The sequence below is a fragment of the Halorubellus litoreus genome, from assembly GCF_055378595.1.
In genome coordinates, this window is sequence record NZ_AP043836.1 from 670,730 (window position 1) to 697,602 (window position 26,873).

Consider the following 26,873-nt stretch of genomic DNA (forward strand, 5'->3'; position numbering starts at 1 on the left):
CAAAAGGGGTTTGGTCGGCTCGCGACCCGAGTCACCGCCCGAAGGCGGTCGTGGGCTCAGACGCCGACGACGTCGCCGAGGCCGAGGTCGCGGAGGACCGACCGGACGGTGAGTCGGAAGTGCGAGCTGAGCGCGACGAGCGCCGCGAAGTAGACGACGCCGCCGACGCCGACGACCGCCGCGAGGACGAACGGCCCGTCGATCGCTATCGCGTCGTTCACGGCGTACACGACGCCGAACATCAGGAGTCCCGAGACGAGCTGTTCGAGGAGGGTTCGCGGGAGCATCACGCGGTCGAACAGCCGGTAGGCGACGACGAGGTACGTGACGGTGCGAGCAGCCTCCGCGACGATGGTCGCGACGACGACCCCGATGAGGCCGTACTCGAGACCGAGGAAGACCGCCAGCGGCGCGTTGATGGCGAGCGTGAACAGGCTGACGCGGAACCGGATGTCGGGGCGGTCCATGCCGTCGACGACGTTGTCGAACGGCATCCGGTACGTGTTGAACAGCTGGAAGACCGCGAGGAGGACGAGCGCGGTCGCGCCCGCGGCGTAGTCCGCGCCGAACACGATACCCATGAGTGCCTCCGGCATCGCGAGCGCGCCGAAGAGGATGGGGATGGCGAACAGCGCGGTGTACGACAGCGAGTTCATGAGGTCGTCGCCGACGCCCTCGTCGATGGACGTCAACCCGCTCGCCTTGACGGTCAGCGAGTCGCTGATGCTGATGGCGATGAATCCCGCCGGGACGGTGAGTCGGAGCGCGGGCTCGTAGAGGCCGACCGCGGACTTCCCGACGACGACGCCGAGGATGAGGACGTCCAGTCGCATGTAGAGGTTCTGCGTGAGCGAGTTCGGGACGCTCCAGCGCGCGAACTCCCAGACGCTCGCCGCGGTGTCGCGCGTCGGGAGTCGCGGCCGGACGTTCGCGGCGACGACCACGCCGGCGGCGGTGACGAGCGTCGCGAGCACCAGTCCGTACATGAGACCGAGAACGCGCATCCCCATCAGGAGGAACGCGACCTGGAACGCGAGCGTGAACACGCTCCGAACGGAGTCCGCCCAGAACGACGCCCCGGGGTTCCCGATACCGGCGTACAGCCGGTTCGACAGCGAGAACAACCCGAGCGAACCGACGATGCCGACCGCGCCGAGCGCGAACGCGAACGGCCCGATCTGCTCGCGGAGGAACGGATGGCCGACCACCGCCGCGCCGAGGAGGACGACGGTGTAGACCGCGACCGTGAGGACGCCGAACCCGAAGTACTCGCCGGGGTCGACGTCCACCTCGCTCACGCGCTTCTTGATGGCGTTACTGAACCCACCGGGAACCTGGACGGTGAGTTTCGCGATGGCGAGCAGGAAGTAGTACTTCCCGACGCCGTCGACGCCGAGCACGCGCGCGAACACGACGACGCCCGCGAACCCGACGAGCGCGAGCAGGAACTTCGCGCCCATCGCGAACGCGGTCTCCCGACCGAGACTCAGGGAGGTGGTGTCCTTCTCGCCCTTCATTCGAGGTACCCGAGGTCCTCGAGGCGGTCCTGGACCGCGTCGTCCCGGGCCGCCTGGTCGTCGTCGCTCGCCCCGCGGACTCGCGGCGCCGGCACGGCGTCGGCGTCCATCGTCGACACCGACGGCGATTCAGCGAACGCGTCCTCGAGGACGCGCCCGTCGAACTCCGGGGACAGCGGTTCGCCGAGCGCCGCCAGGAGCGTCGGCAGGACGTCGACGATGCTCGCGTCCGCGACGTCAGCGCCGTCCTCGAACAGCGGGCCGGTCGCCGCGAAGAGTCCGCGGTACCGGTGATTGTAGTTGTTCGTCTTGCTCGCGTATCCACCGGTCGGCGACTCAAGGCGCGTCGGGTAACACCCCGGTGCGGGGCGCGCGATGACGTCCGGCGCGTCCGGCCCCGGGTCGTTGTACGCCTCCTCCGGCAAGAGGACGTCCCGGAACAACGGGTCGCCGTCCTCGTTCGTGAGCGCCGCCAACTCGTCCCGGAGCGTCCGACGGAGCGCGTCCGGGTCGTCGACGGTCGGATGGTCGAAGCGCTCGTCGTTCACGAACACGCACCCGTACCGGAGCTGCCACGCCGTCGAGTTCTCGTAGTCGATGTCGAGGCGCGCGGCGTCCTGGAGGCTCTGCCCGACGTCCGTCGCGATGATGTAGTTGTACACCTGCCGTATCTTCTCGTAGAGGAAATCGGAGTGCTTCCCGACGAACTTCGCGACCTCCACCGCGGTCCCGGTCGCGGAGACGTCCCCGTCGTCGGCGTCCGCGAGATAGCCTTCGTCGTGGAGGTAGTCGTTGATGTGGACGTTCGTGTGCTTGCGTTCGAACCCGTGGTCGCTCATCAGGACGACGTTGTCAGCCATCTCCGCGAGGTCGGCCGTACACTCGTCGACGACCGTCAGCAACTGCTCGTAGTAGCGCCCGCGGACGTCGTCGGAAGAGAAGTTCGACAGCAAGTGCCCGGCCCAGTCCGGCGTCGAGAACAACACGAACCCGAACCGCGGGTCGTACGTCTCGAACGCCTCCCGCGCGAACGCTCGCCGAGCGCGCGTTATCTCGCAGACGTGGTCGAAGTACGCGTCCGGGTCCTTCTTCAGGGCCTTGTCGTGGTCGAGGATGTAGTCCTGGAACGCATCCAGTTCCTGGAGTTCGGCGGGGACCGCGTCCGCCTCGTCCTCCGCGAGCATCGCGGACACGAGATGCGTCCCCTCAGCAGTCGGCGTCCGCCCCACCGACGCCGGGAGGTTCACGAACATCCCGTCCTCGACGAGGTCGTACGCCGCCGCGTCCGTCTCGTTCGTCGTCAACGGACTCGTCTCGTAGTTCGAGTGCTGCTGGATCATGTTCGTCAACCCGTGCGAGCCCGGGTCCTTCCCCGTCGCGAACGACGTCCACGCCGGCAACGTCGTCGGCGTATCCACACTCATCAGATCACCCGAAGCCCCGTCGCGAAGCACGCGCTCGATGTACGCCGGCTCGATCCCGAACCGGTCTATCATGTTCGTCGAGAGGCCATCGAGACCGATGACGAGCAGCTCCATCTTGCCTAAGCCTCCTCGAAAACGAGTATCAACCTGTCGATATCCACGGTCCCCGAGTCGACGCCCGAAGCCGGTCAGGGAAGCCCGCCCGAAACGCCGGCCTCGCGGTCCCCGCTTGCTCGTGCAGCCAGCTACTCTAGATATCCGAGGTCGCTGAGTCGCTGTGCGACCTCGGCGTCCTCCGTGGCGGCGTGCTCGCTGGCGTCGTACTCGGGGTAGCTCGTCGGTTCGGGCGCGTCGACGGCGGCGAGTGCGTCGCCGTCCATCACGTCCGCGGGTGCGAGGTCGAGCGTCGCGAGCACGGTCGGCGCGACGTCGAACAGGTGCGCGCCCGAGAGGTCGGCGTTCGCGTCGACGCCCGCGCCGCTGACGGCGACGGTCCCCTGGAGCTTGTGGTTCCACGGCTCCGGGTCGTCGAAGCGCTCGCCGAGGAGCGCCGACAGCGAGTGCTGGAAGTCCGCAGGCACGCAGAGGACGTCCACGGCCTCGTCGGCGTACGGCCCGTAGATGTACGTTTCGCGCGGCACCACCTCGTCGAACACCGGGTCGCCGTCGGGCGTCTCCGCGCTCGCGAGCAACTCGACGACGTCCTCGCGCACGCGCTCGTACTCCTCCGCGGGAACGACGCCGTCGGGGTCGCGGCCGGCGACGTTGATGCGGACGCCGAGTTCCGACGGCGACCGCAGGTACGCCGTCGATTCCGCGAAGTCCACCGCCTCGGAGGCCGCGAACACCGCACCGACCGGGACGTGCTTGCCGACGAACGCCGCGAGCCCGAATCGCTCCAGGATGGCCTTCCCGCGCTGGTGCGTGAGCCCGACGCGCGCCGCGCCCGCAGCGAGTCGCTCCAGGAGCGGGTGGTCGTCGGGCGCGTCGTCGTCGCTCGTCAGTTCCTCGTCCTTGATCTGGAACCACGACGGCACCCCCTGGCCGTCCCGCGTCGCCTCGACGACGTCGTGCTCGCGGAGGAACTGGTTCGCGCGGAACTCGTACCCGTCGTACTCGCCGATCCCGTGGTCGCTCGCCACGACGACGGTATCCGGATCGCACTCTTCGAGAATCGCACCGACCTGCTCGTCGACCGCGCGATACACCTCGCGGACCTTCTCGAACTCGCCGGGATAGTCGTGGAAGACGGCGTCGGTCTTCTGGAACTGCACGAACCCGAACTCGGGGTCGAAGCGCCCGCTCAAGTAGCGGAACGCCTCGCCGCGCATCCGACACAGTTCGAGGTAATCCTGGAAGCGTTCGCCAGTCGTATCCTCCCCGGTCTCCCGCTCGGCGTAGACCCGGTAGTCGCCGATGGCGTCGCGGACGTCCTCGAGGACGCCCTCGGGGTGACATGGCGGCGACTCCGCGGCGAGGTACCCCGGAATCACGGCGCCGTCTATCTCCGGCGGTGGACTCGTCACGGGGGCGTTCACGACGACGCTCGTCAACCCGGCCTCGTCGGCGTACTCCCAGAGCGTCCGCTGGCGGACGTCCGTCGCGTTCACGATGTCCCAGTCGTAGCCGTCGAACCGCAGGAAGTCGAACACGCCGTGCTTCCCCGGGTTCGCGCCCGTGTACAGCGACGGCCACGCGCTCGCCGTCCAGGGCGGCACCTGGCTCTCGAGGTCGCCGCTCGCGCCCGCCTCGAACAGCGACGCGAGGTGCGGGACGTCCCCGTCCTCGAACAGCGGCTCGAGGACCGAGGCGCACGCGGCGTCCAGCCCCACCAACAGCGTCTGCATGGTTCGCCCCAGTCGGCCACGGGGTAAAATCCCTTCTCTCCGCGCGAGTCCCGACCCGCGCGGAGGCTGCGGCGCCACGGCCATGTCTCCCGTCGACCGCGACGCGGAGACGGCGCCTTTTATGCGCCAGTGGCGTGCGGGTGGAGGTATGGACCTGGAGTCGGTCGACGTGGCGATGCTCCACCAGGACCCGCATCCGGCGCATCGCGGGTTCGCGGAGGCGGTCGGCGCCGACCTCGTGGACTACCACGCGCGCTCGCTCGGCCCGCTCTCGGGGAGCGTCGTCGCCGACCTCGCGAACGGTCTCACGTACCCGGACTACGACGTGTACATCGTGGAGGGGTCGCGGCCGCTGTACGCGGCGCTCGTCCGCCGATTCACGCGCGGTGGGAAGATAGTGTACCTGTGCGCGGACCACGGCCTGTACGCGCTCGGCGAGGGCGACTTCGAGGGCGACTCGCTCCTGAAGTCCCTCGTCGGCCGGTTCGGGACGCCGCTCGTGCGCGCGGTCGGCCGTCGCGGCATCGACGGCGTCGTCGCGGTCAGCGAGTTCGCCGCGGAGTTCACGCGACCCGTCGTCGGGCCGGGGACGCCCATCGAGATCGCGCATCCGTTCGTCCAGCCCGAGGCGTACGACGCGCTCGGCGACGTCGACCCCGAACTCGACTCGAACGTCGCGGTGACGGTCGCACGACCGTGGCACTACAAGGGCGTCGACATGCTCGTCGACGCGTGGCCGCGCGTCCGCGAAGCCGTTCCGGACGCCGAGTTGCACGTCGTCGGCGGCGGCCACCCCGAATCGTACGGCGACACCGAGGGCGTGACCGTCCGCGGGTACGTCGAGGACCTCGCTGACGCGTTCGCCCCGGCCGCGCTGTTCGTCCAGCCGTCGCGGATGGACACGTTCCCCGTGAGCACGCTCGAAGCGATGCGCGCGGGCGTCCCACCGCTCGTCACGACCGGTGCCGGGACGCGCTCGGAGGCCCGCGAGATCGACGCGTCGCTCGTCGTCGACCCGACGCCGGAGGCGCTCGCGGCTGGCGTCGTCGCGTACTTCGAGCGCGACCTCGCGGACCGCGAACGCCTCGCTGGCGTCGCTCGCGACCGCGGCGCGCGCTTCGACGCGGACTCGCGGACGGCGGCGTTCCGCGACGCGTTCGAGCGCGTGCTCGCCGAGCTGTGACTCCCGCGAAGGGCGCACTCACCTGTCGTTTCTCTCGAAGCGTTTTAACCCGTCCCCGGCAAAGGACGCCTCAATGACCGTCTACGTGGTCGGCCTCGACGGCGCCGACTGGTCGTTGCTGCGCCCGTGGGCGAACGCGGGCGACCTCCCGGCGTTCGCACGGGTCCTCGACGAGGGCGTCGATGGCGACCTCCAGAGCACGCTCCCGCCCGTGACGTTCCCCGCGTGGAAGTGCTACTCGACCGGGAAGACGCCCGGCAAGCTCGGCGTCTACGAGTGGTACGCGTACGACCGCGACGACCAGTCGCTGTCGGCGAACGACGCGAGCGACTTCACCTCCAGGGAGTACTGGGAGGTGCTCGCGGACCACGGTATCGACGCGGGCGTGGTGAACATGCCGACGACGCATCCGGCGAACGCTCGCGAGATGGACGGCGTCGACGTCGTCGCCGGGAGTCCCGCGAACGAACGGAAGACCCTCACGAATCCCGAATCCCTCAAGCGCGACCTGCTGGACGCGGTCCCGGAGTACCGCGTGAAACCCGACCTCGTGCTCGACGAGGCCTCGCCGGACGAGCTCGTCGCCGAAGGAAAGCGCCTGTTCGACCAGCGGTTCGACGCGGCCGAGTTCCTCGCCGACGAACGCGACCGCGACCTCGTCCACACGACGCTGTTCTTCACGGACACCCTCCAGCATCGCCTCTGGGACCACCCCGAGCACCTGAAAGCGGCGTACCAGCGTATCGACGAGCGCCTCGGCGAACTCCTCGAGCGGGACGACGCCGACGCCGTCTTCCTGATGAGCGACCACGGGTTCACGGAGATAGACGAGATATTCCTCCCGAACCAGTGGCTCGCCGAGCGCGGCGACCTCGTGTTCGCCGAGGACGGGACGCGCACGCTCCTGTCCACGGTCGGGCTCACCGAGGAGCGGTTGAAGCGCGTCGTCGACCGGCTCGGCCTCGTGAGTCTCGCCCAGCGCCTCGTCCCGAAGTCCGTGCAGGGGTTGTTCCCGAGTGAGAGCGGGCGCGTCGCCATCCAGGACGCCGCCATCGACTGGACCGAGACGAAGGCCATCTCGCTCGGTCGCGGCCCCGTCTACGTGAACCACGCGGCGTTCGCGGACGCCGACGACCCCGCGGCCGCCGCCGACCGCTACCGCGAGCAGCTGACCGAGGACTTGGAGGCGCTGGAGACGCCCGACGGCATCCCGGTCGCGAGCGCCGTGCACGACCCCGCGGACGTCTACTCGGGCGACCGCGAGCGCGGCCCGGACCTCGTCGTCGAGTACACGACGGGCGTCGACGCCCCCGAATCCATCGGCGGCGCGGTGTTCGGCGAGCAGACCGAATGGCTCGCCACGCATCGCCGGAGCGGGATCTTCGCCGGCGTCGGGGACGACGTGAGCGAGGGGAGCGCGGACCTCGACCTGTACGACCTCGCACCCACCATCCTCCACTACCTCGACGTCCCGGTGCCCGAGGACGTCGACGGCGACGTCCGCCGGGACGTCCTCGCGGGCGACCCCGCCGACCGCGACGTCGAGACCGGGCCGCCCTCCGCTATCGGCGCGAGCGACCGGGGCGCCGGCGAGGAGGTCGAGGAGACCCTGCGCGAACTCGGCTACCTGGAATGACGCCTCGAACGCCTGACTCACAGAACCGATGAACCCACTCAAGCGCTTCCCGCGCCTGAACAGCGCGTGGATGGAGGTGAAGCATCGCGTCGCGCACTGGCGGGCGCGTCGCGAGCGCGACCTCGAGCGCGACGCGACCGTCGGCGACCCGCGGAACGTCCTCGTCGTCGTCGTCGACTCGCTGCGCGCCGACCACGTCTCCGCGTTCGGCCACGAGCGCGAGACGACGCCCGCGCTCGACGCGTTCGTCGACGAGGCGCGCGCGTTCTCGAACGCGAAGGCGCCCGCGCCGTGGACGTTCCCCTCGATTCCGTCGTTGCTCTCCGGCCGGTACCCCCACGAGCACGGCGGTCGGATGCAGGGTGACCCGCGGAACCTCGCCGCCGCGGAGTTCCCGACGCGACCGCGCGAGTCGGTGCCGATGCTCCCGGACGTCCTCGAGGCCGCGGGGTACGACACCGCGATGTTCACGGCCATCCCGATGGCGGAGAAGGCCGCAGGCGACCGCTTCCAGCGCGTCTCCGTGACGTACACGGACGCGAACGAGCGCGTCGCCGCTGCCCGCGACTGGATTCGTGGCCGCGACCGCTGGCTGTGTCACCTCCAGCTCGGCGACCCGCACGCCCCGCTCGACGTCCCCGACGAGCACCGGGAGACGTTCGACGTGCCCGACGTCGACGGCCTCGAGGACTGGCGATACCGCGAGTCCACCGACGGCGAGGGATTCGAGACGTACCGCGACGCGCGGACTCGCGCGTACGACGCCGCCATCAGGGGCGCGGACGACGCGCTCGCCGCCCTCCTCGACGACGTCGACGACGACACCGTCGTCGTGGTCTGTGGCGACCACGGCGAAGCGTTCTGGGAGCACGTCGACGTGGAACGCCGCCTGAACGACGACCCGCGCGGGTACTACGGGACCGACCACGGCCACAGCGTCCTCGAGGACGTCGCGCGCGTCCCGCTGTGGATTCGCGCCCCCGGCGTCGACTCCGGCGTCGACGACGACCCCGTGTCGCTCACCGCCGTCGCCCCCGTCGTCCTCGACGCGCTCGACGCCGAGGTCGCCGACGGCGTCGACCCCGCGCCGCTCGACGTCGTCCGGGACGCCCGACCGCTGTTATGCGAGGAGACGAACTACGGCTACAACCAGCGCGCGGTGTGGGTCGACGACCGCAAGCTCGTCGAGGTGCCCGCAACCGGCACGCGTCTGGCGTTCGACGTCGCTGACGGCGCCGAAGGCGACCCGCTCGACGACGTCCCCGAGGACCTCGTCGACGCACTCGAGGGATACGGCGACGGCGTCGAGGGCGAGGGCGCTATCGACGTCGACGACGAGACCCGCGACCGGCTCGAGGAACTCGGCTACCTCGAATAGTCGGGACTGCCGGCGGTCGTTCGCGCACAGAATCGACGGCGCTCCGCGCTACTCGAGGTACCCGAGGTCCTCGAGGTGCTCGGTCACCATCTCGTCGTTCTCGCTCACGCCGCTGCGTTCGCCGGCGCGCATGCGCTGCATCCGCGATTGGTGGTCGTCGAGCGCGCTCGCGAGTTCCTCGTACTCGGGGGCGTCCTTCCGGTCGTCTTCGGGGCGTTCGTCGGGCGTCGCGGTGACGTCGAAGCAGAACTCGCCGTCGTCGGCGTGCCTGAGGAGCTTCCAGCCGTCGGCGCGGCGTGCGCAACACCGGCCGTAGTCGACGTCGCGGCCGACGTCGCCGAACGCCCACCCGCGCGCGTCCACGTCGCCGCGGAGGAGGTCGAGCGCGCTCGCGCCCTCCCAGTCGTCGGGTGCGTCCAGGTCGGGGGCAGCGGCGTCGACGACGGTCGGCGCGGTGTCGACGAGTCGGATCTGGCCGTCGACGGTCGCGGCGTCCAGGTCGGGGTGGTGGACGACGAAGGGGACGCGGACGACGCCCTCCCAGAACTCGGGCGGGTGGCCGGCGTGGCCGTGTTCGCCGACGAGTTCGCCGTGGTCGGCGGTGAACACCACGATGGTTTCGTCGAGGACGCCACGCTCCGCGAGCGCGTCGAGGAACGCGCGGAACTGGTCGTCCACGTACTTGCATTCGGCGTCGTAGAGCCCGCGGATGACGTCCCACTCGTCGTCCGTGACCTCCTCGGGGTGATGCGTACCCTTCCGGGAGAGCGCGCGACACTCCGCGACGCTCCGCGGGTCGTCGAGGAACTCGCGCTGGTAGTCGGCGGGGGCTTCGTAGGGGTGGTGGGCGTCCATGTAGTGCAGCCACGCGAACCAGTCGTCGTCATCGTCGCGCTCGTCGACGAACTCGAGCGCGCGGTCGTTCAGCGAGTCCGCGCGCTCGTGCTCGAAGTCCCGACCGCCCGTCGTCGCGAACAGGGCGTCGACGCGGTTGTAGACGCGCTCGATGGTCCGGAAGACGACGCCGTCCTTGTCGAGGTTCGACTGCACGAGTTGCTTGACCTCGTTGACGTTCGCGCCGTCGCTGGAGGCGTCGTGCATCGCGTCGAACCCGCGGTCGTAGTGGTACGCGCCGCTCGCGAACTGGTTGTCCGTGTACCCCGCGGTCGCGTACCCCGCGTCCGAGAGGACTTCGGCGAGCGTCCGGATCGGGCCGCCGGCGTCCGCGGGCGGGATGCCGAGACCGTCGACGCTCGCGAAGTACCGGCTCGCGTGGATGGCGGGGAAGGAGGCGGGCGTCGACGGCCCGTTCGCGACGCACTCGGTGAACTCGACGGCGTCGTCGGCGAACGCGCGCGTCTCCGGCATCACCCTCGGCGCGATGCGGTCGGCGCGCAGCGAGTCGACGGTGACGAGGGCGACGTTCATACCGGGGAGAGGCCGGGCACTGCTTAAAAAATGACGCTTCCCGCGGGGGTGGCGTCCCTGCACGGTTCGCCGGACGTCGACCCTCGCTGGCGTGTCACGGCTCGTCGACCGAGGTCATGCCTCGTCAGCCGCGACGATGCGCGCGACGGCTTCGCGGGCGTGCTCGCGGAACGCGTCGTGCGACCAGTCCGCGGCGGTCTCGCGGACCCGGTCGGGCTCCCAATCGCCGTCGAGAACGCGACGGACGCCCTCGCGGACGCCGTCCTCGCTGACGGGGACGACGACGCCGTCCTCGCCGTCGGTGACGTGGTTCTTCAGGTTCGGTTCGTCGGGGACGACGACGGGCTTCCCGGCGCTCTGGAACTCCTTCGGCGTCATCCCGCAGTGCTCCTCGCGAGCGAACGCGATACCGCCGGTCGACCCGGCGACGAGGTCCGCGAGCGCGTCGTCCGAGAGGCGCGCGTGGACCTCGACGTTCCGGCGGCGCGCAACCTGCTTCCGGAGGGGGCCGTCGCCGACGAGCACGAGGCGTGCGTCGAGGTCGCGGAAGGCGCGGGCGACGACGTCCGTGCGCTTCATGTCGTTCAGTCGCCCGATCATCACGAAGTACGGGTCGTCGGCGTCGGCGGGGGCGTGCTCGAACCGGTCGACGTCGATGGGCGGATTCACGACCGGAACCGCGTCGCGGTCCCGGAGGTAGTGGCGGTGGACGCGCTGGCGCGTGAACTCGCTGTTCGCGAGCATGCCCGTGCAGTAGTCCGCGAAGTGCCGGTCGAGGACGGTGACGAGCGTCGTCGTCGCCCAGTCGACGACGCCGTCGGTCGGGCGCGCGTAGAACCGCGGCGGCGGGACGTGACAGTAGTGGACGTGCTGCTGGTCGTGGCCTGGCACCCACCACTTCGCGGCGGTCCCACTGGAGATGACGACGTCCTCGTCGAAGTCGAGGCCGCGGAAGCCCGCGGCGCGAAGGAGTTCCGAGACCGGGCGCACCGAATCGTTGAGGAACAGCTTCGCGGAGAGGCCGTCGTGGAAGCGCGCCTGGAACGGGAACTCGACGTCGTACCCGCGCCAGAACTCGCGGTCGGGCGTGTGGCCGACGGTGAGTGGCGCATCGAACGCGTCCGCGAGCGCCTTCGCGACGCGCGCCGCGCCGCCGGGGTGAATCCACGAGCCCTCGTGGACGACCCGGACGGAGCGGTCCGCGAGGACGTCGTCGACGTTCACGTCCGGGAGCGCAGGGGCGTCGTCGCCGGTCGCGCTCGCTCGTGCGGCATCGCGACCGCTCGTCTCGTCCCCGGCCGCCTCGGCGTCGCGGTCGGTCATTCCAGGTAGCCGAGTTCGGCGAGGGTCTCCTCGTCCGCGTCGTACCGCGTGATGCCGCCGTCGACGTCGAACGCCTCCAGGGCGTCCTTGAGGTCGTCGTCCATCGCGGCGTCGTTCCCGAGGAGGTCCCGGGCACTGTAGGGGTCGTCCTCGCTCGGGTCGTAGTTCACGATGCCGTCGCGGTTCATCGCCGCGCGCCGGTCGCCGTAGAGCGCGAACGCGACGTCGCGGTTCTCGCGACCGAGACCGTGCTCCTCGCCGACGAGCATGCTCGGGACGTCGATGAGGCTCGCGACGTCGCCGAACTCCCAGTCGACGTTCCGCGTCGCCAGCGGCACGTGATGGAGCAGGGGATGCAGGAGGCCGGGGTGCCCCCAGACGCCGTCCTCGCCCAGCAGTTCGCCGTGGTCGGAGAGGAAGACGACCTCCGTGTCCTCCGGGATATTCTCCCAGAGCCGGCGGAGTTCGATGTCGAGCTCCTCGCACTCGCGCCGGTAGAGCTCGCGCACCAGGTCTGCTTCCTCGTCGTTCACGCGATGCGAGATCGCCTTCCGGCTCACGCGGTTCGCGTAATCCCGCGAGACGGGCGCGCTGTGCGGGTCGTACGGGTGATGTGGCTCCATGAAGTGCAGCCACCCGAACCAGTCGTCGTGGCCCTCGGTCTGCTCGAAGAACGTCTCGATGACGTCGTCCGCGCGCCGGAAGGACTTCCCGAGCTTCACGACCTTCGACCGCGCGCGCTCTATCTGGTTCCACGCCGCCGCCGCGACCTTGTACGGCGTCGACCCGAGCTCGAGCTTGTCCGAGACGAACCCCGCGATGCCCTCCTCGCTCGCCGACGGACTCTCGAAGTGGTCGAACGCGTCGTCGTACCCGTACTTCGGCGACAGGAGGTGGTTCGTCGTCAGCCCGACCTTGCGGCCGTCGACGCGACGGGCGACGCTCGTCCCGTCTTTGAGACCGCGCTGGAGCGCGTACTCCCCACCGACGATGGCGGGGAACGACCCGAACGTCTCCGGGAACGTCGAGAACGCCCGGTCGTGCTCGAACTCGAGGTACTCGCGCGTCGCGGGGAAGTGCCGGAAGTGGTCGTATCGGAGCGAGTCGACCGTGACGAGGAGTTTTCGCGTCATGGATGAGGGGAGCGCCCGGGCGGGGCTCGCGGTTCGAATCCCGGGGGCGTCGTCGTTACGGCGGCGAACGCGACCCGCGCGAAAAAACGCTTCGGTCAACTCGACGGTCGACCCCGAGCACGCGTCGCGTTCGGCGGACTCGCCGTCTCGTGACCGACCCGACGGGCGCTGGACTCGCCGCCTCGTGGCCGGCTCGACGGCCGTAGTTGGTTCCGGCGACGGCGGCCGCGACCGCCGGGGTTTTTCTCGCCGCCGACCGCAGGCGGGAGTATGCAACTCGACGAAGGCTTCGAGCACGTGGACGTCGACCTCGCGGACGGGGTCGCGCACGTCACGCTCGCTCGACCGGACGCGCACAACGCCCTGGACGTCGACACAGCTATCGACCTGAAGGACGCGCTCGCCGCGGCGACGGCCGCGAGCGACGTCCGGTGCGTCGTCCTCGAGGGCGACGGCGGGTCGTTCTGTACGGGCGCGGACCTCGCCGCGTTCGAGGGCGACGAGACCGACCAGCGTCGTCTCGACCGCGTCGCCACGCGCCTGCACGCCGCCGTCCGGACGCTCGCGACGAGCGACGTCCCGACGGTATCGGCCGTGAACGGGGTCGCCGCCGGTGGCGGGTTCGGACTCGCCCTCGCGAGCGACCTCGTGCTCGCACACCAGACCGCGCGCTTCGAGTACTCGTACCCGCGCGTCGGCCTCTCCGGGGACGCCGGCGCGACGTGGTTCCTCCCGCGACTCGTCGGGATGCGGCGCGCCCGCGAGTTCCTCCTCCTCGACGAACCCGTCGCCGCCGAGCGCGCGGTCGAGATGGGGCTCGCGACCGAGGCCGTCGACGCCGACGACTGGGACGACCGCGTGCACGAGGTCGCGACCGACCTCGCCGCCGGCCCGACGAAGGCCTACGGCGCCGCGAAGGCGCTCCTGAACCGCTCGTACGAACGCACGCTCAACACCCAGCTCACCGCGGAGAAGGACGCCATCGCGCGACTCGCCCGGACCGACGACTACGCCGCCGGCTACGAGGCGTTCTTCTCGAAGACCGAGCCGGAGTTCCGAGGTGAATGACGATGACTGACGACGCCCTCACGGTCGCGGTACTCCGCGAGACCGTCCACGGCATCCCCATCGACGACTACGTCGCGGCGCTCCGCGAGCGCCTCCCCGAGCACGAGGTCGTGCTCGCGCGCACGCCGAGCGAGGAACGCGAGGTCGTCCGGCACGCGGACGTGGTCGCTGGCATGAACATCAGCGACGCCGTCCTCGACAACTTCGGGGACGACGTCGAGTTGTTCGCGTGCGCGTTCGCCGGCACCGGCCACCTCCCGATGGACGCGCTCCGCGACCGCGACGTCGCCGTGACGAACGCGTCGGGCGTCCACGGGCCGAACATGGGCGAGCACGCGCTGGCGTGCATCCTGAGCTTCGCGCGCCGGTTCCACGTCGCGCGCCGCCAGATGGACGAGGACGTCTGGCGGTCGTACCCGACGCACGAACTCGCGGGCTCGACGGTCACGGTCGTCGGGTTGGGCGCCATCGGGACCGCGGTCGCCGAACGCCTCGACGCGTTCGACGTCGAGACCGTCGGTGTCCGCCACTCGCCGGAGAAGGGCGGCCCCGTGGACCGCGTCGTCGGCTACGACGACGCGGCGGGCGTCGAGGAAGCGTTCGCGGAGTCGTCGTACGTCGTGCTCGCGTGCCCGCTCACCGACACCACGGCGGGCCTCGTCGACCACGACGCGTTCGTGACGATGCCCAGCGACGCCGTGCTCGTGAACATGGCACGCGGTCCGGTCGTCGACACCGACGACCTCGTGAGCGCCATCCGGCGCCACGAGATCCGCGGCGCCGCACTCGACGTCACCGACCCCGAACCCCTCCCGAGCGGCCACCCGCTCTGGGACTTCGACAACGTCCTCGTCACCCCGCACAACGCGGGCCACACGCCGAACTACTACGAGCGTCTCGCGGACATCCTCGCCGAGAACGTCCAGCGGCTCGCCGACGGGCGCGTCGACGACGACGGCTTCGAGAACCAGGTCGCGTGAGGCCGTCGATTCCGCGGCGTCGGTCGCCGGCGGACGAGGGCTAGCACCCACGCTTTTGCCGGCGGCGACGCCCCGTGTACGCATGAGCGAGTCGGACGGCTGGGTGTCGTTCGCGCGTCGCGCCGCCCTCACCGGTATCGCCACCATGCTGCCCGTGTTCGTCACGGTCGCCGCGCTCCTGTTCGCGTGGAGCGTCCTCTCCGGGTTCCTGCGCCCCATCGCGGACGTCGTCCTGTTCTTCTTCTTCGGCGAGTCGTTCCCGGTGACCGTCCTCGAGGTAGCGGTCGGCGTGACGCTGCTCGCGCTGACCGTGCTCGTCGGCGCCGTCGCCGAGGCGCGTGGCGAGGCGTCGACGCTCGCCGGGGAACTCGAGAGCGTCGTCGCCGCCGTCCCCGTCGTCGGCACTATCTACGAGACCGCTGGTCGGTTGAGCGAGATGTTCTTCGACAACGACACCGGGAGCTTCCAGGAGGTCGTCCTCGTCGAACTCCCCGACGACGGCCTGCACACGCTCGGGTTCGTCACCGCCGCACCGCCGGAGAGCGTGCAGGACGCCGTCGACGCCGACCTCACCGTGTTCGTGCCGCTCGCCCCGAACCCAGTCATGGCCGGCTTTCTCGCGAACGTCTCCCGCGACCAGGTGACCGACGTCGACATGAGCGTCGAGGAGGGCGTCCAGTCCGTGATGACGACCGGTGTCGCCACCGGTCAGGGGTTCGACGGCGACCCGCTCGGTGGCGGGGACGGCGACGGGGGCGGCGAGGACAGCAGTGACGGCGAGGGCCCCCTGGGCGGACTCGATGCGGAACCGGTCACCGCCGACGAGATAGACGGCTGGCCGCGCGACGGCTAGTCAGCGGTCGGCCGCCATCGCGTCCCGGTACCCGCTGCGTGCCTCGACGACGAGGTACGCGAGCGCGGCGACCGCGACGAACGCCACGCCGACCTCGCGGACGCCGACGCCGAGCGCATCGTGGACGGCGCCGCCGAACGCGATGCCGGCGAGCGCGGCGACGGCCGCGACCGCGAGGAACGCGAGGAACCGCCAGCGCGACGCCACGGGGACGCTCCCGGCCTCGCCGCGCGCGGCGAGGTAGAGGTGCGCGCCGCCGAACACGAGGACGTTGAACACGACCGCGCCCGCGGTCGCGACGGCGGTGCTGAGCGAGTACGCGCGGACGAGCCACGACACCGCGGCGAGCGCGGCGAACGCGAGGAGGACCGCGGCAGCGTGGACGAGCGTCTCGGTGCGTCGAGTGGAGGACATCACGGAGAACGTCGGGTCGCGGTCGCGTAAGTTTTCTGTCGGTATCCGGCGGTGGCTCCTTACAGCCAGCCGTCGCGCGCGAGCAGTTCGCCGTTGAGGACGCTCGCGCCCGCGGCGCCGCGGATGGTGTTGTGCGCGAGACAGTTGTACTGGACGCCCGCGGGCGTCTCCTGCACGCCGCCCGCGGCGACCTGCATGCCGCCGCCGAGCATCCGGTCCATCCGGGGCTGCGGGCGGTCCGGCTCGTCGAACACCTTCACGAGCGGCTCCGGCGACGACGGCAGGTCCGCGCTCGGCGCCGCCGCGAGCGCGTCCTCGACGTCACCCACCGAGGGGTCGTCGGCGAGTTCCGCCCACACGTTCTCCAGGTGGCCGTCGATCGTCGGCACGCGATTACACGACGCCGAGACCTCGGCGTCGTGCAAGGAGAGTTCCGCGCCGTCGAACGCCCCGAGGAGTTTGCGGGATTCGGACTCCATCTTCGCCTCCTCCCCGCCGATGTGCGGGACGACGTTGTCGATGATCTCCATCGAACTCACGCCCGAGTAGCCCGCACCCGAAACGGCCTGGAGGGTGGAGACGTGCACGCGCTCGAGCCCGAAGGAGTCGAGCGCCGCCAAGGTTGGGACCATCGTGATCGTCGAACAGTTCGGGTTCTTCACGAGCGCGCCGTCCCACCCGCGTTCGTCGCGCTGCACCTCGATGAGCTGCATGTGCTCGGCGTTCACCTCGGGGATGACGAGCGGGACGTCGTCGTCCATCCGCGCGTTCGACGAGTTCGAGGACACGACGTACCCGGCTTCCGCGAACGCCGGCTCGACCGCTTCGCCGACGCTCGAAGGGAGCGACGAGAAGATGAGGTCCACGTCGTCCGGGACCGCGCTCGGGTCCGTCTCGACGACGGTCGTCGACGCAACGTCTTCCGGAATCGGCGCGTCCACGCGCCACTTCGCCACCTCGCGATAGTCGTGGCCCGCGGACTCGTCGCTCGCCGTGAGTGCCGCGATCTCGAAGTCCGGATGCGGGTCGAGAAGCTGGATGAGTCGCTGCCCTACTGCTCCCGTGGCGCCAAGGACGCCGACGCGTACGCTCATGCTTACCGGTCCGTCTGCGTTGCCCAAGCAAAGACCTTCGGGTGCCGTCACCGCTTGACGGGAGTCGCGGCCCGAGGAGCGGGAATATATAACCTGGCCGCCGCTGGTAGCAGGTATGCAGACGCACATCGTGCCGGTCGGGTTCGATTACGACCGGCTCATCGCGCCGCTGGTCCGCGACCAGTTCGACGTGGAGCGCGTGATACTCCTGGAGGGCGCGGTGGGGTCGGAGGCGAACGTGGAGTACAGTCAGAACCTCTCGGAGAAGCTGGAGAAGGACTTCCAGAACCTCCTGGGCGCGGATACGGAGCGCGTGATGGTGGCGGACGTCTACGATTACGACGCGGCGTTCGAGCAGGCGTACGACCTCATCACGGCCGAATTGGATTTGGGGAACGAGGTGTGGGTGAACATCGCGGCGATGCCGCGGACGGTGTCGTTCGCGTTCGCGACCGCCGCGCACTCGCTGATGGTGGAGCGCGAGGACGAGCGCGAGCGGATCCACACGTACTACACGGCGCCCGAGAAGTACCTGGAGACGGAGCTCGCGGAGGAGTTACGCCAGCAGCAGGACTTGCTCGAGGACCTCCAGGAGGCGGGCGTCGACGACGCCCTGCGCGAGCGCGTCGCGGACCGGCTCGCGTCGTCGTGCGAGCTCTTAGAGGAGTTCGACGAGCGCGGGACGACCATCGGCGCGAAGGAGTTCGACGACGGGCACGTCGTCGAACTCCCGGTGGCGTCGTTCTCGAACGTGAAGCCCTTCGAGGAAGTCATCCTGTTCAAGCTCGGCGAGCACGGCGAGTTCGCGTCCGTGAGCGAGCTCGCGGAGTCGCTCGCCGCGGAGTTGAACGAGGAGTACACGGACTCGTTCCGGTCGAAGGTCATCTACAACGTCGACCGGCTCGGGCCAGGTGGGAAGGGCTACATCGAGCAGGAGTCCGCGGGGAAGTCGTATCGGACCAGGTTGTCGCGCATCGGCGAGCTCTGGGTGCGCGCGCACTCGGACCAGGGCGAGGAGTGACTGACTGCATACAGGGCGAGGTGTGACTGACTGCACACCGGGCGAGGGGTGACCGACGGCACAGAAGGCACTTACCGGGCGTGTTCGAGCGTCCAGGCATGAAGCGTCGGACCCTGCTCGCGGGAGCGACCGCGAGCGCGCTCGCTGGCGGCGTCGTCTTCTCCGACGGTATCGTCGAGTTCGCGCGTGCCGACGCGCGGGACGCGGTGTCGCTCGACGTCGACCCGGGCGTGCTCTCGCCGGACGCGCCGGAGGCGACCGCGACGGTCCGGAATAACGCGCTCGTCCCGGTTCGCGCGAATCTCGCTGCCTGGCGGGTGCTTCACGAGGGCGAGTTCGTCGTCCCGGAGAAGTGGGTGCAGCCTCTGCACGAGCTGGCCCCCGGTGAATCCCACGACTACACCGTTCGGCTCGGTGGGGAACCGACACAGACGGGATATAGCGACGCAACGGTCCGGCTCGGCGACGTCGACCCAGGCGAGTACGCGTTCCGGTTGGACGTCGGCGTCGGCGAGGACTCGCGGACGCTCGAAGCGCGGTTCCGCGTGGAATCGGACGGCGGTTCGAGCGAAGACGTGTGAATCGGTCTCACCTTCGAAGGCGCCAAGCAGGACGAACGCCCCGAACGCCCCCGCACGCTCGACCCGCCGGGGCTCGCTGCGCGCTTCGTCGGTCACTGCGTTCGCGCCTGCAGTGCTTGCGTCCCCCGGGCGGGACCGAGCGCACGGCCCCGTTCACTCCCACCCCGCGCCGCGACCGCACCGCAGCCTCTCCCTCCCCAACCGATTCCTCCCTCACTTCGTTCGGTCGTCATCCCTCGCACGGTATCGACGCGACGCGGCTCGCCGTCGCTCGCCGCGTCGCGACACCGCGCGCCAGGTAGCGGTCGAGGGTCACGGTTCGAGTCAGTGGGTGTAATGGCACCGCTAGCCTTTAGTCGCCGCGTCGTCGATGGGTTGGCATGGAGTCGTTCGCTGTCGCCGTAGTACGTCCCCTGGCCTGACAGCGGTGCCTTCGTTCTCGCCGTGCCACCTGCGACCGACCAGTCGCGGGCGTCGGCGTCGGCCTCCCGGGCCGTCCCGAGTTCGGACGCGAGAGCCACGGCATCGTCGCTCGAACCGTGCGCGATGACAACCAGCCGTCGAGCGTTCCGTCGTGGGCGTTCGACGCGACCGCGCCGCCGCCCGTCGCGGCGGCGCATCGAGACGCTTAACCGACGTATGCACGACACACCGAGTAAGAGTACACATGCCAGCAGGTGACTACGAGCCAGCGGAGATGGAGGAACAGTGGCAGGAGCGATGGGTGGACGAGGACGTCTACGCGTACGACGAGGACGCCGCCGTCGACTCGAACACGGTCTACAGTATCGACACGCCGCCGCCGACCGTGAGCGGGAGCCTCCACATGGGGCACCTCTACGGGCACACGCTCCAGGACTTCGCCGCCAGGTATCATCGGATGGCGGGCGACGAGGTCCTGTTCCCGTTCGGGTACGACGACAACGGCATCGCGAGCGAGCGCCTCACCGAGGAGGAACTCGGCATCCGCCACGGTGACTTCTCGCGCCGGGAGTTCCAGGAGAAGTGCCGGGAGGTCTGCAAGGGCTACGAGGCCGAGTTCACGGAGAAGATGCAGGAACTCGGCACCAGTATCGACTGGAATCGCACGTACAAGACCATCGAGCCGCGCGTCCAGAAGATCTCGCAGTTGTCGTTCCTCGATCTCTACGAGCAGGGTCGCGAGTACCGGAAGAAGGCGCCCGCGATCTGGTGTCCGGAGTGCGAGACCGCGATCTCGCAGGTCGAGATGGAGGACGCGGACCGGCACACGCACTTCAACGACGTCCGGTTCGACCTCACCGAACCGACCGACGAGGGCCGCGACAGCTTCGTCATCGGGACGACCCGCCCCGAGTTGCTGCCGGCGTGCGTGAGCGTCTTCGTCCACCCGGACGACGAGGAGAACGCGGACCTCGTCGGCGAGACCGCCGAGGTTCCCATCTTCGGGCACGAGGTCCCGATCATCGAGGACGACCGCGTCGACCTCGAGAAGGGCACCGGGGTCGTGATGTGCTGTACGTTCGGCGACCAGAAGGACATCGAGTGGTATCAGGCGCACGACCTCCCGCTGCGCGTCGCCATCGACGAGAGCGGGACGATGACGGACATCGCGGAGGCCTACGAGGGCCTGTCGACGCACGAGGCGCGCGAGGAGATCGTCGAGGACCTCGAGGACGCCGGGCATCTCGTCGACCGCGAGCCCCACGAGCACACCGTGCAGGTTCACGAGCGCTGCGAGGTCGACGTCGAGTTCCGCGTCTCGCGTCAGTGGTACATCGACATCCTCGGGCACAAGGACGAGTACCTGGAGGCCGGCCGGGAGATGGAGTGGTATCCCGAGAAGATGTTCACGCGGTACGAGCACTGGATCGAGGGCCTGGAGTGGGACTGGCTCATCTCCCGGCAGCGCGACTCCGGCATCCCGTTCCCGGTGTGGTACTGCGAGGAGTGCGACCACGAGGTCGTCGCCGACCGCGAGCAGCTCCCCGCGGACCCGCTCGCGGACGACCCGCCCGTCGATAGCTGTCCCGAGTGCGGGCACGGCGAGTTCCGCCCGGAGGAGGACGTCCTCGACACGTGGGCGACGTCGAGCCTGACGCCGCTCATCAACGCGGACTGGGACCCGGAGACGCTCGGCGACGGCGAACTCGCAGCGGGCGACCTCGCGAACCCCGAACTCTACCCGTTCGACGTCCGCCCGCAGGGCCACGACATCATCAGCTTCTGGCTGTTCCACACGGTCGTGAAGTGCTACGAGCACACCGGCGAGGTCCCCTTCGACTCGGTGCTCATCAACGGGTTCGTGCTCGACGAGAACCGCGAGAAGATGAGCAAGTCCAAGGGGAACGTCGTCGCCCCCTCGGAGGTCATCAGCGAGTACCCGATGGACGCCGTCCGGTACTGGGCGGCGTCCTCGGGCGTCGGCGACGACTTCCCGTACCGCGACACGGACATCGTCGCGGGCGAGAAGCTCATCCGGAAGCTCTGGAACGCGAGCAAACTCGTCGACAATCTGACTGCCGAGGAAGCGACGCCGCCGAGCGAGCGCGACGCGCCCGCCGAGCTCGACACGCTCGACGAGTGGCTCCTGGCAGAGTTGGACGACCTCGTCGCTGACCTCACGAGTCACTTCGAGGTCCACGAGTACGCGAAGGCCCGGAACCGCCTGCGGACGTTCTTCTGGAACACGTTCTGTGACGACTACCTCGAGATCGCGAAGGAGCGCGACAGCGAGTCGACGCGGTACGCGCTCGCGCTCGCTCACGAGACGTTCCTGAAGCTGTGGGCGCCCGTGATGCCCCACGTCACGGAGGAGCTCTGGCACGAGTTCTACGTCGACGGCGACGTCGACGACGTCGACGCGGCGGAGACGAGCATCCACGTCTCGGACTGGCCCGAACCCCGTGGGTTCGACGCGGACCTCGAAGCGGGCGAGACGGCGATGGAGGTCATCTCGGCGCTCCGGAAGTACAAGACCGACGAACAGCTCGCGCTGAACGCGGACCTCGCGCACGTCGAGGTCTTCGGCGCGATCACCGGGTTCGAGGACGCCATCACGGGCGTCATGCACGTCGACGAACTCACCGTGCACGAGTCCTCGCCGGAGATCACGACCGAGGTTGCGGACATCGACCTCGACTACTCGACGCTCGGCCCGAAGTACGGCGGCCAGGTGAACGAGTTCGATAGCGCCATCGCCGACGGCGACTACGAGATCGCTGATGGGGAACTCCACGTCGCCGGCGAAACCCTCGCCGCCGACGAGTTCGAGGTCCGCGAGGAGCGCACGTACGCCGGCGACGGCGAGATGGTCGAGACCGAGAACGCCGTCGTCGTCGTCCACTGACGGCGGCGAGTCGGTCGCCGCGACCCCGGTGGTCTCTCTGTTCTGGCGGTGCTTTCGGTGTCGTGCGCAGGTCGCTCACGTCCGGAGTCGGTTGAATACGGATGCGCGCCGACTGTGGGGCGAGGTAGTTACGAATGGTAACCTTGCTCGGCGGACTGGTCGGTGGTCTCGTGGCGACGATAGCGATGACGATGGCGATGATGCTGCTCGGTGACGGCTCGCCGCCGCCGACGGCGGCGCTCTGGTCGAAGTACGTCGGCGACGGCGCTCCTGACGACTACATGCCTCAAGGCATGTTGCTACACCTGCTGTACGGAATCGGGGCAGGCGGTGCGTTCGCGTTCGCGCTCCCGGTCCTCGGGTTCGGGAGTGCGGGCATCGTGACGGTGCTCGGGCTCGCGGTCGCGTACGCGGTCACGCTTACCGTCGTCGGCGCGGCGTTCTGGATGAAAGTCGTGCTCGCGATGGACCCCGAACCGAAACAGGCGGCGCTGTTCGGCGTCTTCCACCTCACGTACGGGGTCGTCCTCGCCGTCGTCGTCGCGTACGCACCGCTCTGACTGTGCGAGTTCGAGGCGGAGGGACGACGACTGGAGGGGACGCGATGACGGCGACCGTAGACGTCCCGAGAGCGATTACTGGCCGTCCTCGCGCGAGTCGACGGCGCTATCGAGCGAGTCGATGCCGGCTTCGAGCTTCTCGACCCGCGTCGCGAGTGCGAGGAACGTCGCGAGGACGGTGAGTGCGATGGCGCCGGCGGCGGCGATGCGGTGCGGACCGGGCGTGTGTACGACGCCGCTGGCGGTTATCTCCTCGGCGGGTATCAGCGTGTGGTGGGGGTCGCCGATGATGGGGACGAAGTAGTCGACGACGTCGTTGAGGAGGTACCAGCCGGCCGCGAGCGCGACCGCCTTCACGGGGAAGTCGCCGATGCGGTGGAGGACGAACCCCTGGAGGACCATCGCGAGGTGACTCCAGAACAGGAAGTTGTACATGAGGACGCCCGTGTACGCGAAGTCGCTCTGGAACGCGAGGAGGACGAACGGCGTCCAGGCGCCGAGTTTCAGGCACCCGAAGAACGCGAGCGCGGTGAGGTACTCGTTCGAGCGACCGAGCGCCCACGCGCCGAACGCGAGCGCGATGAACAACGTCGCCACCGGCGAATCGGGGACCAGGGGCCACATCGCGAGTGGTTCGAGCGCGAACTGGCTGCCCTCCCAGACGAAGTCCGGTTCCAGGGGGCTGAGGCCGTAGTAGTAGAACCCGAACAGCGTCCCGAGGACGTTCGTGGCGACCACGAGCCAGACGAGCCGGAGGCCGAGGTCCTCGACGAACTCGGGGACTGGTGCGACGTACCACGGGAGGTCCTCGCGCGCCGGCAGGTCGTCACGTAGCAACTCCATCACGCGAATCGTGCGTGTGGGTCGCACAAATCACTCCCGGTCCCGGGCGTGGACGCCACGCCCGGAGCGGACCGGACCAGACGTCCAGCGCCGACGCGGCAGAACCACCACAGGGAGGAACGTTGACGTGCCGCATACCGGATGGTGCCGCGTGGTGCGGTCGGTATAAGTGCGACCGGATGCAAACCGTTGGTATGACCGAGGAGACAGACCTTGAGAGCCTCAAGCGCGGGACCGAACTGGTCAAGCGCGGGTTCGCTCGCATGCAGAAGGGCGGCGTCATCATGGACGTCGTCAACGAGGAGCAGGCGAAGATCGCCGAAGAAGCTGGCGCGGTCGCCGTCATGGCGCTCGAAGCGGTGCCGGCGGACATCCGCAAGCGCGGCGGCGTCGCGCGGATGGCCGACCCCGCGGACGTCGCGGACATCGTCGACTCCGTGTCGATTCCGGTGATGGGCAAGTCCCGCATCGGCCACCGGAAGGAAGCGGAGATCCTGCAGGCGGTCGGCGTGGACATGATCGACGAGAGCGAGGTCCTCACGCCCGCGGACGACGCGTACCACATCGACAAGCGCGAGTTCACCGCGCCGTTCGTCTGCGGTGCGCGGAACCTCGGCGAGGCGCTGCGCCGTATCGACGAGGGCGCGGCGATGATCCGGACGAAGGGCGAGGCCGGCACGGGCGACGTGAACCAGGCCGTCCACCACCAGCGCACCATCAAGGGCGCCATCCGCCAGCTCGAGGGTATGAACTGGGAGGAGCGCGAGAAGTGGGCGCGCGAACACGAGGCCCCGAAGGACCTCGTGCACGAGACCGCCGACATGGGGCGGCTCCCCGTCGTGAACTTCGCCGCCGGCGGCATCGCGACGCCCGCCGACGCCGCACTGATGATGTACCACGAGTGCGACGGCATCTTCGTCGGCTCCGGTATCTTCGGCGCGGAGGACCCCGAGGCGATGGGCGAAGCCATCGTGCAGGCGGTCAACAACCACGACGACCCGGAGACGCTCGCGGAGATCGCGTCGAACCTCGGGAAGTCCATGAAGGGCGACGCGAACGTCGACCTCCCCGAGGAGGAGAAGATGCAGGGCCGCGGCGTTTAAGTCCAGTTCGCTCGCTCAGTCCACCGTTTCTGCGCGTTTCAGGGCGTCGAGCAGTCGCTCGCGGTCGCGGTCCGGGTCGACGTCGAGGTCCGCGTCCGTGGCGAGCGTCGCCGCGGGCGCCTGTCGCGCGATGGCCGCCGCGAGCGTCTCGGTGGGGAACATCCCACCGGCCATCGCGTACGACGTGTCCGTCGGCCAGATACCCGCCCAGAGCTCGCCCGCGACGGTGAACTGGCCGGCGGTGACGTCCTCGACGATGACGTCGTCGACGAGCGGGTACTCGACGTCGTACCCGAACGCGCGCGCCGGTGTGTCGGGGTCGCTACCGGCCCCTCGTCGCTCGATGTCGCGGTCCGTGAACCGCGTGACGTTCACGAGGCCGTCCTCGCGGACGCTGTCCGCGAACTCCTCCTTGGCGTGGTCGCACGCGATGCCGAACACGCTCGCCGGCGAGAACCCGAGCTCCATGAGTGGCGTGGAGAACTCGAGCGCGCTCGTGAACGCGGAGCGCCCGGAGACGTCGACGTCGGGGTCGCCGACCGCGGCGAAGGCGTCGCTGGAGGGCGCGTGCTCGTAGATGCTGTTGTACGCGGTTATCGTGAAGAACGGCAGCGTGAGCGCGGTCTCGGTGTGGTCGCGGACGTGCCGCCAGTCGTACTCGGCGAGGACCGCGTCGGGGAAGCGGGGGGCGCTCATCGCTCGCGGCTAGGTGACGGGGGAAGTTGGGCGTGCCGGTCACGGACCCCGAGCGTGATGCGCGGGCGCTGGCGCGGTCGTTCGAGCGTCGTCGCGGTTTTCCGTGCGTCGAGTAGGCCGGCGTGAACGGGGCCGTCGTCGCTGAAAGAGCGGTCGAAGCTATCTCGCGGTGGGTGCGAGACGCGTTTCACTCACGGGTCGTGTCCGAGGGCTGTCACGGAGTCGATGCGGCGAGTATCGCGTGACGGGAGCGACCCGGGCTAGCTCAAAACGGGTTTTCATCTTGCGAAACGTGCTTTAGGGTACGGGACGTCTGTGGAGACGAGCAATGTCGCGGCTCCTCCCGTTCCAGTCCGACACCGACGTGCCAGAGGACCGTGCGCCGCGCGTCGTCGACCTCGAGGGCGAGGACGCAGAGAAGGTGTTCGGCGCGCTGTCCTCGGAGACGGCGCGCGCGATCTTCACCGCGCTCCACGAGGAGCCGATGACCGCGAGCGACGTCGCGGACGCCGTCGACTCGTCCATCCAGAACGTCCGCTATCACCTGGAGAACCTCGGCGACGCCGGCCTCGTCGAGGTCGTGGACACGTGGTACTCCTCGCGCGGGAACGAGATGAAGGTGTACGCGCCGAAGGACGGGCCGCTCATCGTGTCGAGCGACGAGTCGAGAGCGAGCCGCATCCGGACGGCGCTGAGTCGCCTCGTCGGCGGTGTCGGCGTGCTCGCGGCGTCGAGCCTCCTCGTCCAGTACGGCTGGGCGGAACTGTTCGGGCCGGCGGCCGGGTCGTCGTTCAACACCCAAGGCGGTGCGCCCGCACCGGAGGACAGCGAGGCGACGGGCGTCAGCGGCGACGCCGGCGGCGGCGGCGGCGCGGACGCCGGCGGCGCGGACGGTGGCGGGAACACGTCGGGCACGACCACGAGCGGTGACGGTGGCGACGTCGGCATCAGCAACGTCGACACGACGGCGGACGCGGCGACCGAGACCGCTGCCGGGACCGGGCAGCCGACGGCGGAGCCGACGGCGACCGAGACCGCCGCGGAGAGCTACCAGATCGCCGCGGAGACGACGACCGAGGTCGCGACGACGGCCGCGAGCGGCGGCGGTGGCGGTGACCTGCTCGCGGGCGGCCTGCCGCCGGGCGCGATGTTCTTCCTCGGCGGGTTCGTCGTCCTCGTCGCCCTCCTCGTCTACCAGTACCGCGCCTCCCCGTACTGACCGACGACGAACTCGTGGGGTGTTCGCGAACGGGTTCGCGGCGTCGAGCGGATTCTTTCCCTGCGGGTCCCTGCAACAGGTATACACCACTCGGGGACGTACTACGACCGAATTCGTGGTCCGCACGGGTTCGTTGACACGATTCACAGCGCGCCACCGGTCGCGGTGGCCTCACATCATCACGCAGCGCGGTCCCGCAGTGGGACGACACGGAGAGACAGTCGGTCGCCAGCCCGCCGAGGGC

22 protein-coding genes are annotated in these 26,873 nt (G+C 69.5%); 12 read left to right on the top strand and 10 right to left on the bottom strand.

What is annotated here, in order from left to right; all coding sequences use genetic code 11:
- Window positions 1–56 precede the first annotated feature (56 nt).
- The 3 genes from ACZ48X_RS07565 to ACZ48X_RS07575 all read right to left on the bottom strand — a co-directional run bounded on the left by ACZ48X_RS07565 (window position 57) and on the right by ACZ48X_RS07575 (window position 4,788).
- Complete coding sequence (locus ACZ48X_RS07565) at window positions 57–1,517, bottom strand: oligosaccharide flippase family protein (protein WP_336349725.1); 1,461 nt, start codon at window positions 1,515–1,517, stop codon at window positions 57–59.
- The gene (locus ACZ48X_RS07570; RefSeq protein WP_336349724.1) at window positions 1,514–3,055 is read right to left on the bottom strand and encodes an alkaline phosphatase family protein; all 1,542 of its coding nucleotides are present in this window, start codon (window positions 3,053–3,055) and stop codon (window positions 1,514–1,516) included. Before ACZ48X_RS07570 ends, ACZ48X_RS07565 begins: the two co-directional genes overlap by 4 nt.
- Before the next feature lie 131 nt (window positions 3,056–3,186).
- Window positions 3,187–4,788, bottom strand: a complete 1,602-nt coding sequence (locus ACZ48X_RS07575) for an alkaline phosphatase family protein (RefSeq protein WP_336349723.1) — start codon at window positions 4,786–4,788, stop codon at window positions 3,187–3,189.
- Between the two features lie 148 nt (window positions 4,789–4,936).
- Here ACZ48X_RS07575 and ACZ48X_RS07580 point away from each other — a divergent pair, with 148 nt between their 5' ends.
- The 3 genes from ACZ48X_RS07580 to ACZ48X_RS07590 all read left to right on the top strand — a co-directional run bounded on the left by ACZ48X_RS07580 (window position 4,937) and on the right by ACZ48X_RS07590 (window position 8,985).
- On the top strand, window positions 4,937–5,971 hold the full coding sequence (locus tag ACZ48X_RS07580) for a glycosyltransferase family 4 protein (protein ID WP_336349722.1): 1,035 nt from the start codon (window positions 4,937–4,939) through the stop codon (window positions 5,969–5,971).
- Window positions 5,972–6,044: 73 nt separating this feature from the next.
- Window positions 6,045–7,607 carry an alkaline phosphatase family protein gene (locus ACZ48X_RS07585; protein ID WP_336349721.1) on the top strand — a complete coding sequence of 521 codons (1,563 nt, stop codon included), beginning with the start codon at window positions 6,045–6,047 and terminating at the stop codon, window positions 7,605–7,607.
- 28 nt (window positions 7,608–7,635) lie between these two features.
- On the top strand, window positions 7,636–8,985 hold the full coding sequence (locus tag ACZ48X_RS07590; protein ID WP_336349720.1) for a sulfatase-like hydrolase/transferase: 1,350 nt from the start codon (window positions 7,636–7,638) through the stop codon (window positions 8,983–8,985).
- 48 nt (window positions 8,986–9,033) lie between these two features.
- On the opposite strand, the gene ACZ48X_RS07595 is transcribed toward ACZ48X_RS07590, so the two are convergent.
- From ACZ48X_RS07595 to ACZ48X_RS07605, 3 genes are all read right to left on the bottom strand, one after another.
- Window positions 9,034–10,413, bottom strand: coding sequence for a sulfatase-like hydrolase/transferase (locus tag ACZ48X_RS07595; protein ID WP_336349719.1), 1,380 nt, complete (start codon window positions 10,411–10,413; stop codon window positions 9,034–9,036).
- 114 nt (window positions 10,414–10,527) lie between these two features.
- Window positions 10,528–11,736 carry a glycosyltransferase gene (locus tag ACZ48X_RS07600; RefSeq protein WP_336349718.1) on the bottom strand — a complete coding sequence of 403 codons (1,209 nt, stop codon included), beginning with the start codon at window positions 11,734–11,736 and terminating at the stop codon, window positions 10,528–10,530.
- Window positions 11,733–12,869 (bottom strand): sulfatase-like hydrolase/transferase, encoded by a 1,137-nt coding sequence (locus ACZ48X_RS07605; RefSeq protein ID WP_336349717.1) that lies wholly within the window; start codon window positions 12,867–12,869, stop codon window positions 11,733–11,735. The genes ACZ48X_RS07600 and ACZ48X_RS07605 overlap by 4 nt, the downstream gene beginning before the upstream one ends.
- Window positions 12,870–13,139: 270 nt before the next feature.
- On the opposite strand from ACZ48X_RS07605, the gene ACZ48X_RS07610 reads away from it, so the two are divergent.
- The 3 genes from ACZ48X_RS07610 to ACZ48X_RS07620 all read left to right on the top strand — a co-directional run bounded on the left by ACZ48X_RS07610 (window position 13,140) and on the right by ACZ48X_RS07620 (window position 15,770).
- Window positions 13,140–13,937, top strand: a complete 798-nt coding sequence (locus ACZ48X_RS07610; protein WP_336349716.1) for an enoyl-CoA hydratase/isomerase family protein — start codon at window positions 13,140–13,142, stop codon at window positions 13,935–13,937.
- Window positions 13,938–13,939: 2 nt separating this feature from the next.
- Window positions 13,940–14,917 (top strand): D-2-hydroxyacid dehydrogenase, encoded by a 978-nt coding sequence (locus tag ACZ48X_RS07615; protein WP_336349715.1) that lies wholly within the window; start codon window positions 13,940–13,942, stop codon window positions 14,915–14,917.
- Window positions 14,918–14,999: 82 nt separating this feature from the next.
- On the top strand, window positions 15,000–15,770 hold the full coding sequence (locus tag ACZ48X_RS07620) for a DUF502 domain-containing protein (RefSeq protein WP_336349714.1): 771 nt from the start codon (window positions 15,000–15,002) through the stop codon (window positions 15,768–15,770).
- On the opposite strand, the gene ACZ48X_RS07625 is transcribed toward ACZ48X_RS07620, so the two are convergent.
- Window positions 15,771–16,184 carry a hypothetical protein gene (locus ACZ48X_RS07625; protein ID WP_336349713.1) on the bottom strand — a complete coding sequence of 138 codons (414 nt, stop codon included), beginning with the start codon at window positions 16,182–16,184 and terminating at the stop codon, window positions 15,771–15,773.
- A gap of 59 nt (window positions 16,185–16,243) precedes the next feature.
- Entirely contained in the window at window positions 16,244–17,278 is a 1,035-nt protein-coding gene (gene asd, locus ACZ48X_RS07630; protein ID WP_336349712.1) for an aspartate-semialdehyde dehydrogenase, read from the bottom strand.
- A 115-nt stretch (window positions 17,279–17,393) separates the two neighbouring features.
- On the opposite strand from asd, the gene ACZ48X_RS07635 reads away from it, so the two are divergent.
- The 4 genes from ACZ48X_RS07635 (at window position 17,394) to ACZ48X_RS07650 (ending at window position 22,768) form a co-directional block, all read left to right on the top strand.
- Window positions 17,394–18,299: an HFX_2341 family transcriptional regulator gene (locus ACZ48X_RS07635; RefSeq protein ID WP_336349711.1), complete on the top strand. Its 906-nt coding sequence runs from the start codon at window positions 17,394–17,396 to the stop codon at window positions 18,297–18,299.
- Window positions 18,300–18,397: 98 nt separating this feature from the next.
- The gene (locus ACZ48X_RS07640) at window positions 18,398–18,880 is read left to right on the top strand and encodes a hypothetical protein (RefSeq protein WP_336349710.1); all 483 of its coding nucleotides are present in this window, start codon (window positions 18,398–18,400) and stop codon (window positions 18,878–18,880) included.
- A gap of 667 nt (window positions 18,881–19,547) precedes the next feature.
- Window positions 19,548–22,208, top strand: coding sequence for a valine--tRNA ligase (locus tag ACZ48X_RS07645; protein ID WP_336349709.1), 2,661 nt, complete (start codon window positions 19,548–19,550; stop codon window positions 22,206–22,208).
- A 134-nt stretch (window positions 22,209–22,342) separates the two neighbouring features.
- Window positions 22,343–22,768 carry a hypothetical protein gene (locus tag ACZ48X_RS07650; protein WP_336349708.1) on the top strand — a complete coding sequence of 142 codons (426 nt, stop codon included), beginning with the start codon at window positions 22,343–22,345 and terminating at the stop codon, window positions 22,766–22,768.
- 75 nt (window positions 22,769–22,843) lie between these two features.
- Here ACZ48X_RS07650 and ACZ48X_RS07655 read toward each other — a convergent pair whose 3' ends face one another.
- Window positions 22,844–23,611: a DUF1405 domain-containing protein gene (locus ACZ48X_RS07655; RefSeq protein ID WP_336349707.1), complete on the bottom strand. Its 768-nt coding sequence runs from the start codon at window positions 23,609–23,611 to the stop codon at window positions 22,844–22,846.
- A gap of 194 nt (window positions 23,612–23,805) precedes the next feature.
- Between ACZ48X_RS07655 and pdxS the strand changes: the two genes are divergently transcribed.
- A complete protein-coding gene (pdxS, locus tag ACZ48X_RS07660; protein WP_336349706.1) occupies window positions 23,806–24,714 on the top strand; it encodes a pyridoxal 5'-phosphate synthase lyase subunit PdxS in 909 nt (302 codons plus the stop codon).
- A 15-nt stretch (window positions 24,715–24,729) separates the two neighbouring features.
- On the opposite strand, the gene ACZ48X_RS07665 is transcribed toward pdxS, so the two are convergent.
- A complete protein-coding gene (locus tag ACZ48X_RS07665; protein WP_336349705.1) occupies window positions 24,730–25,410 on the bottom strand; it encodes a DUF6517 family protein in 681 nt (226 codons plus the stop codon).
- A gap of 328 nt (window positions 25,411–25,738) precedes the next feature.
- On the opposite strand from ACZ48X_RS07665, the gene ACZ48X_RS07670 reads away from it, so the two are divergent.
- Window positions 25,739–26,629 (top strand): ArsR/SmtB family transcription factor, encoded by an 891-nt coding sequence (locus tag ACZ48X_RS07670; RefSeq protein ID WP_336349704.1) that lies wholly within the window; start codon window positions 25,739–25,741, stop codon window positions 26,627–26,629.
- Window positions 26,630–26,873: the final 244 nt, after the last annotated feature.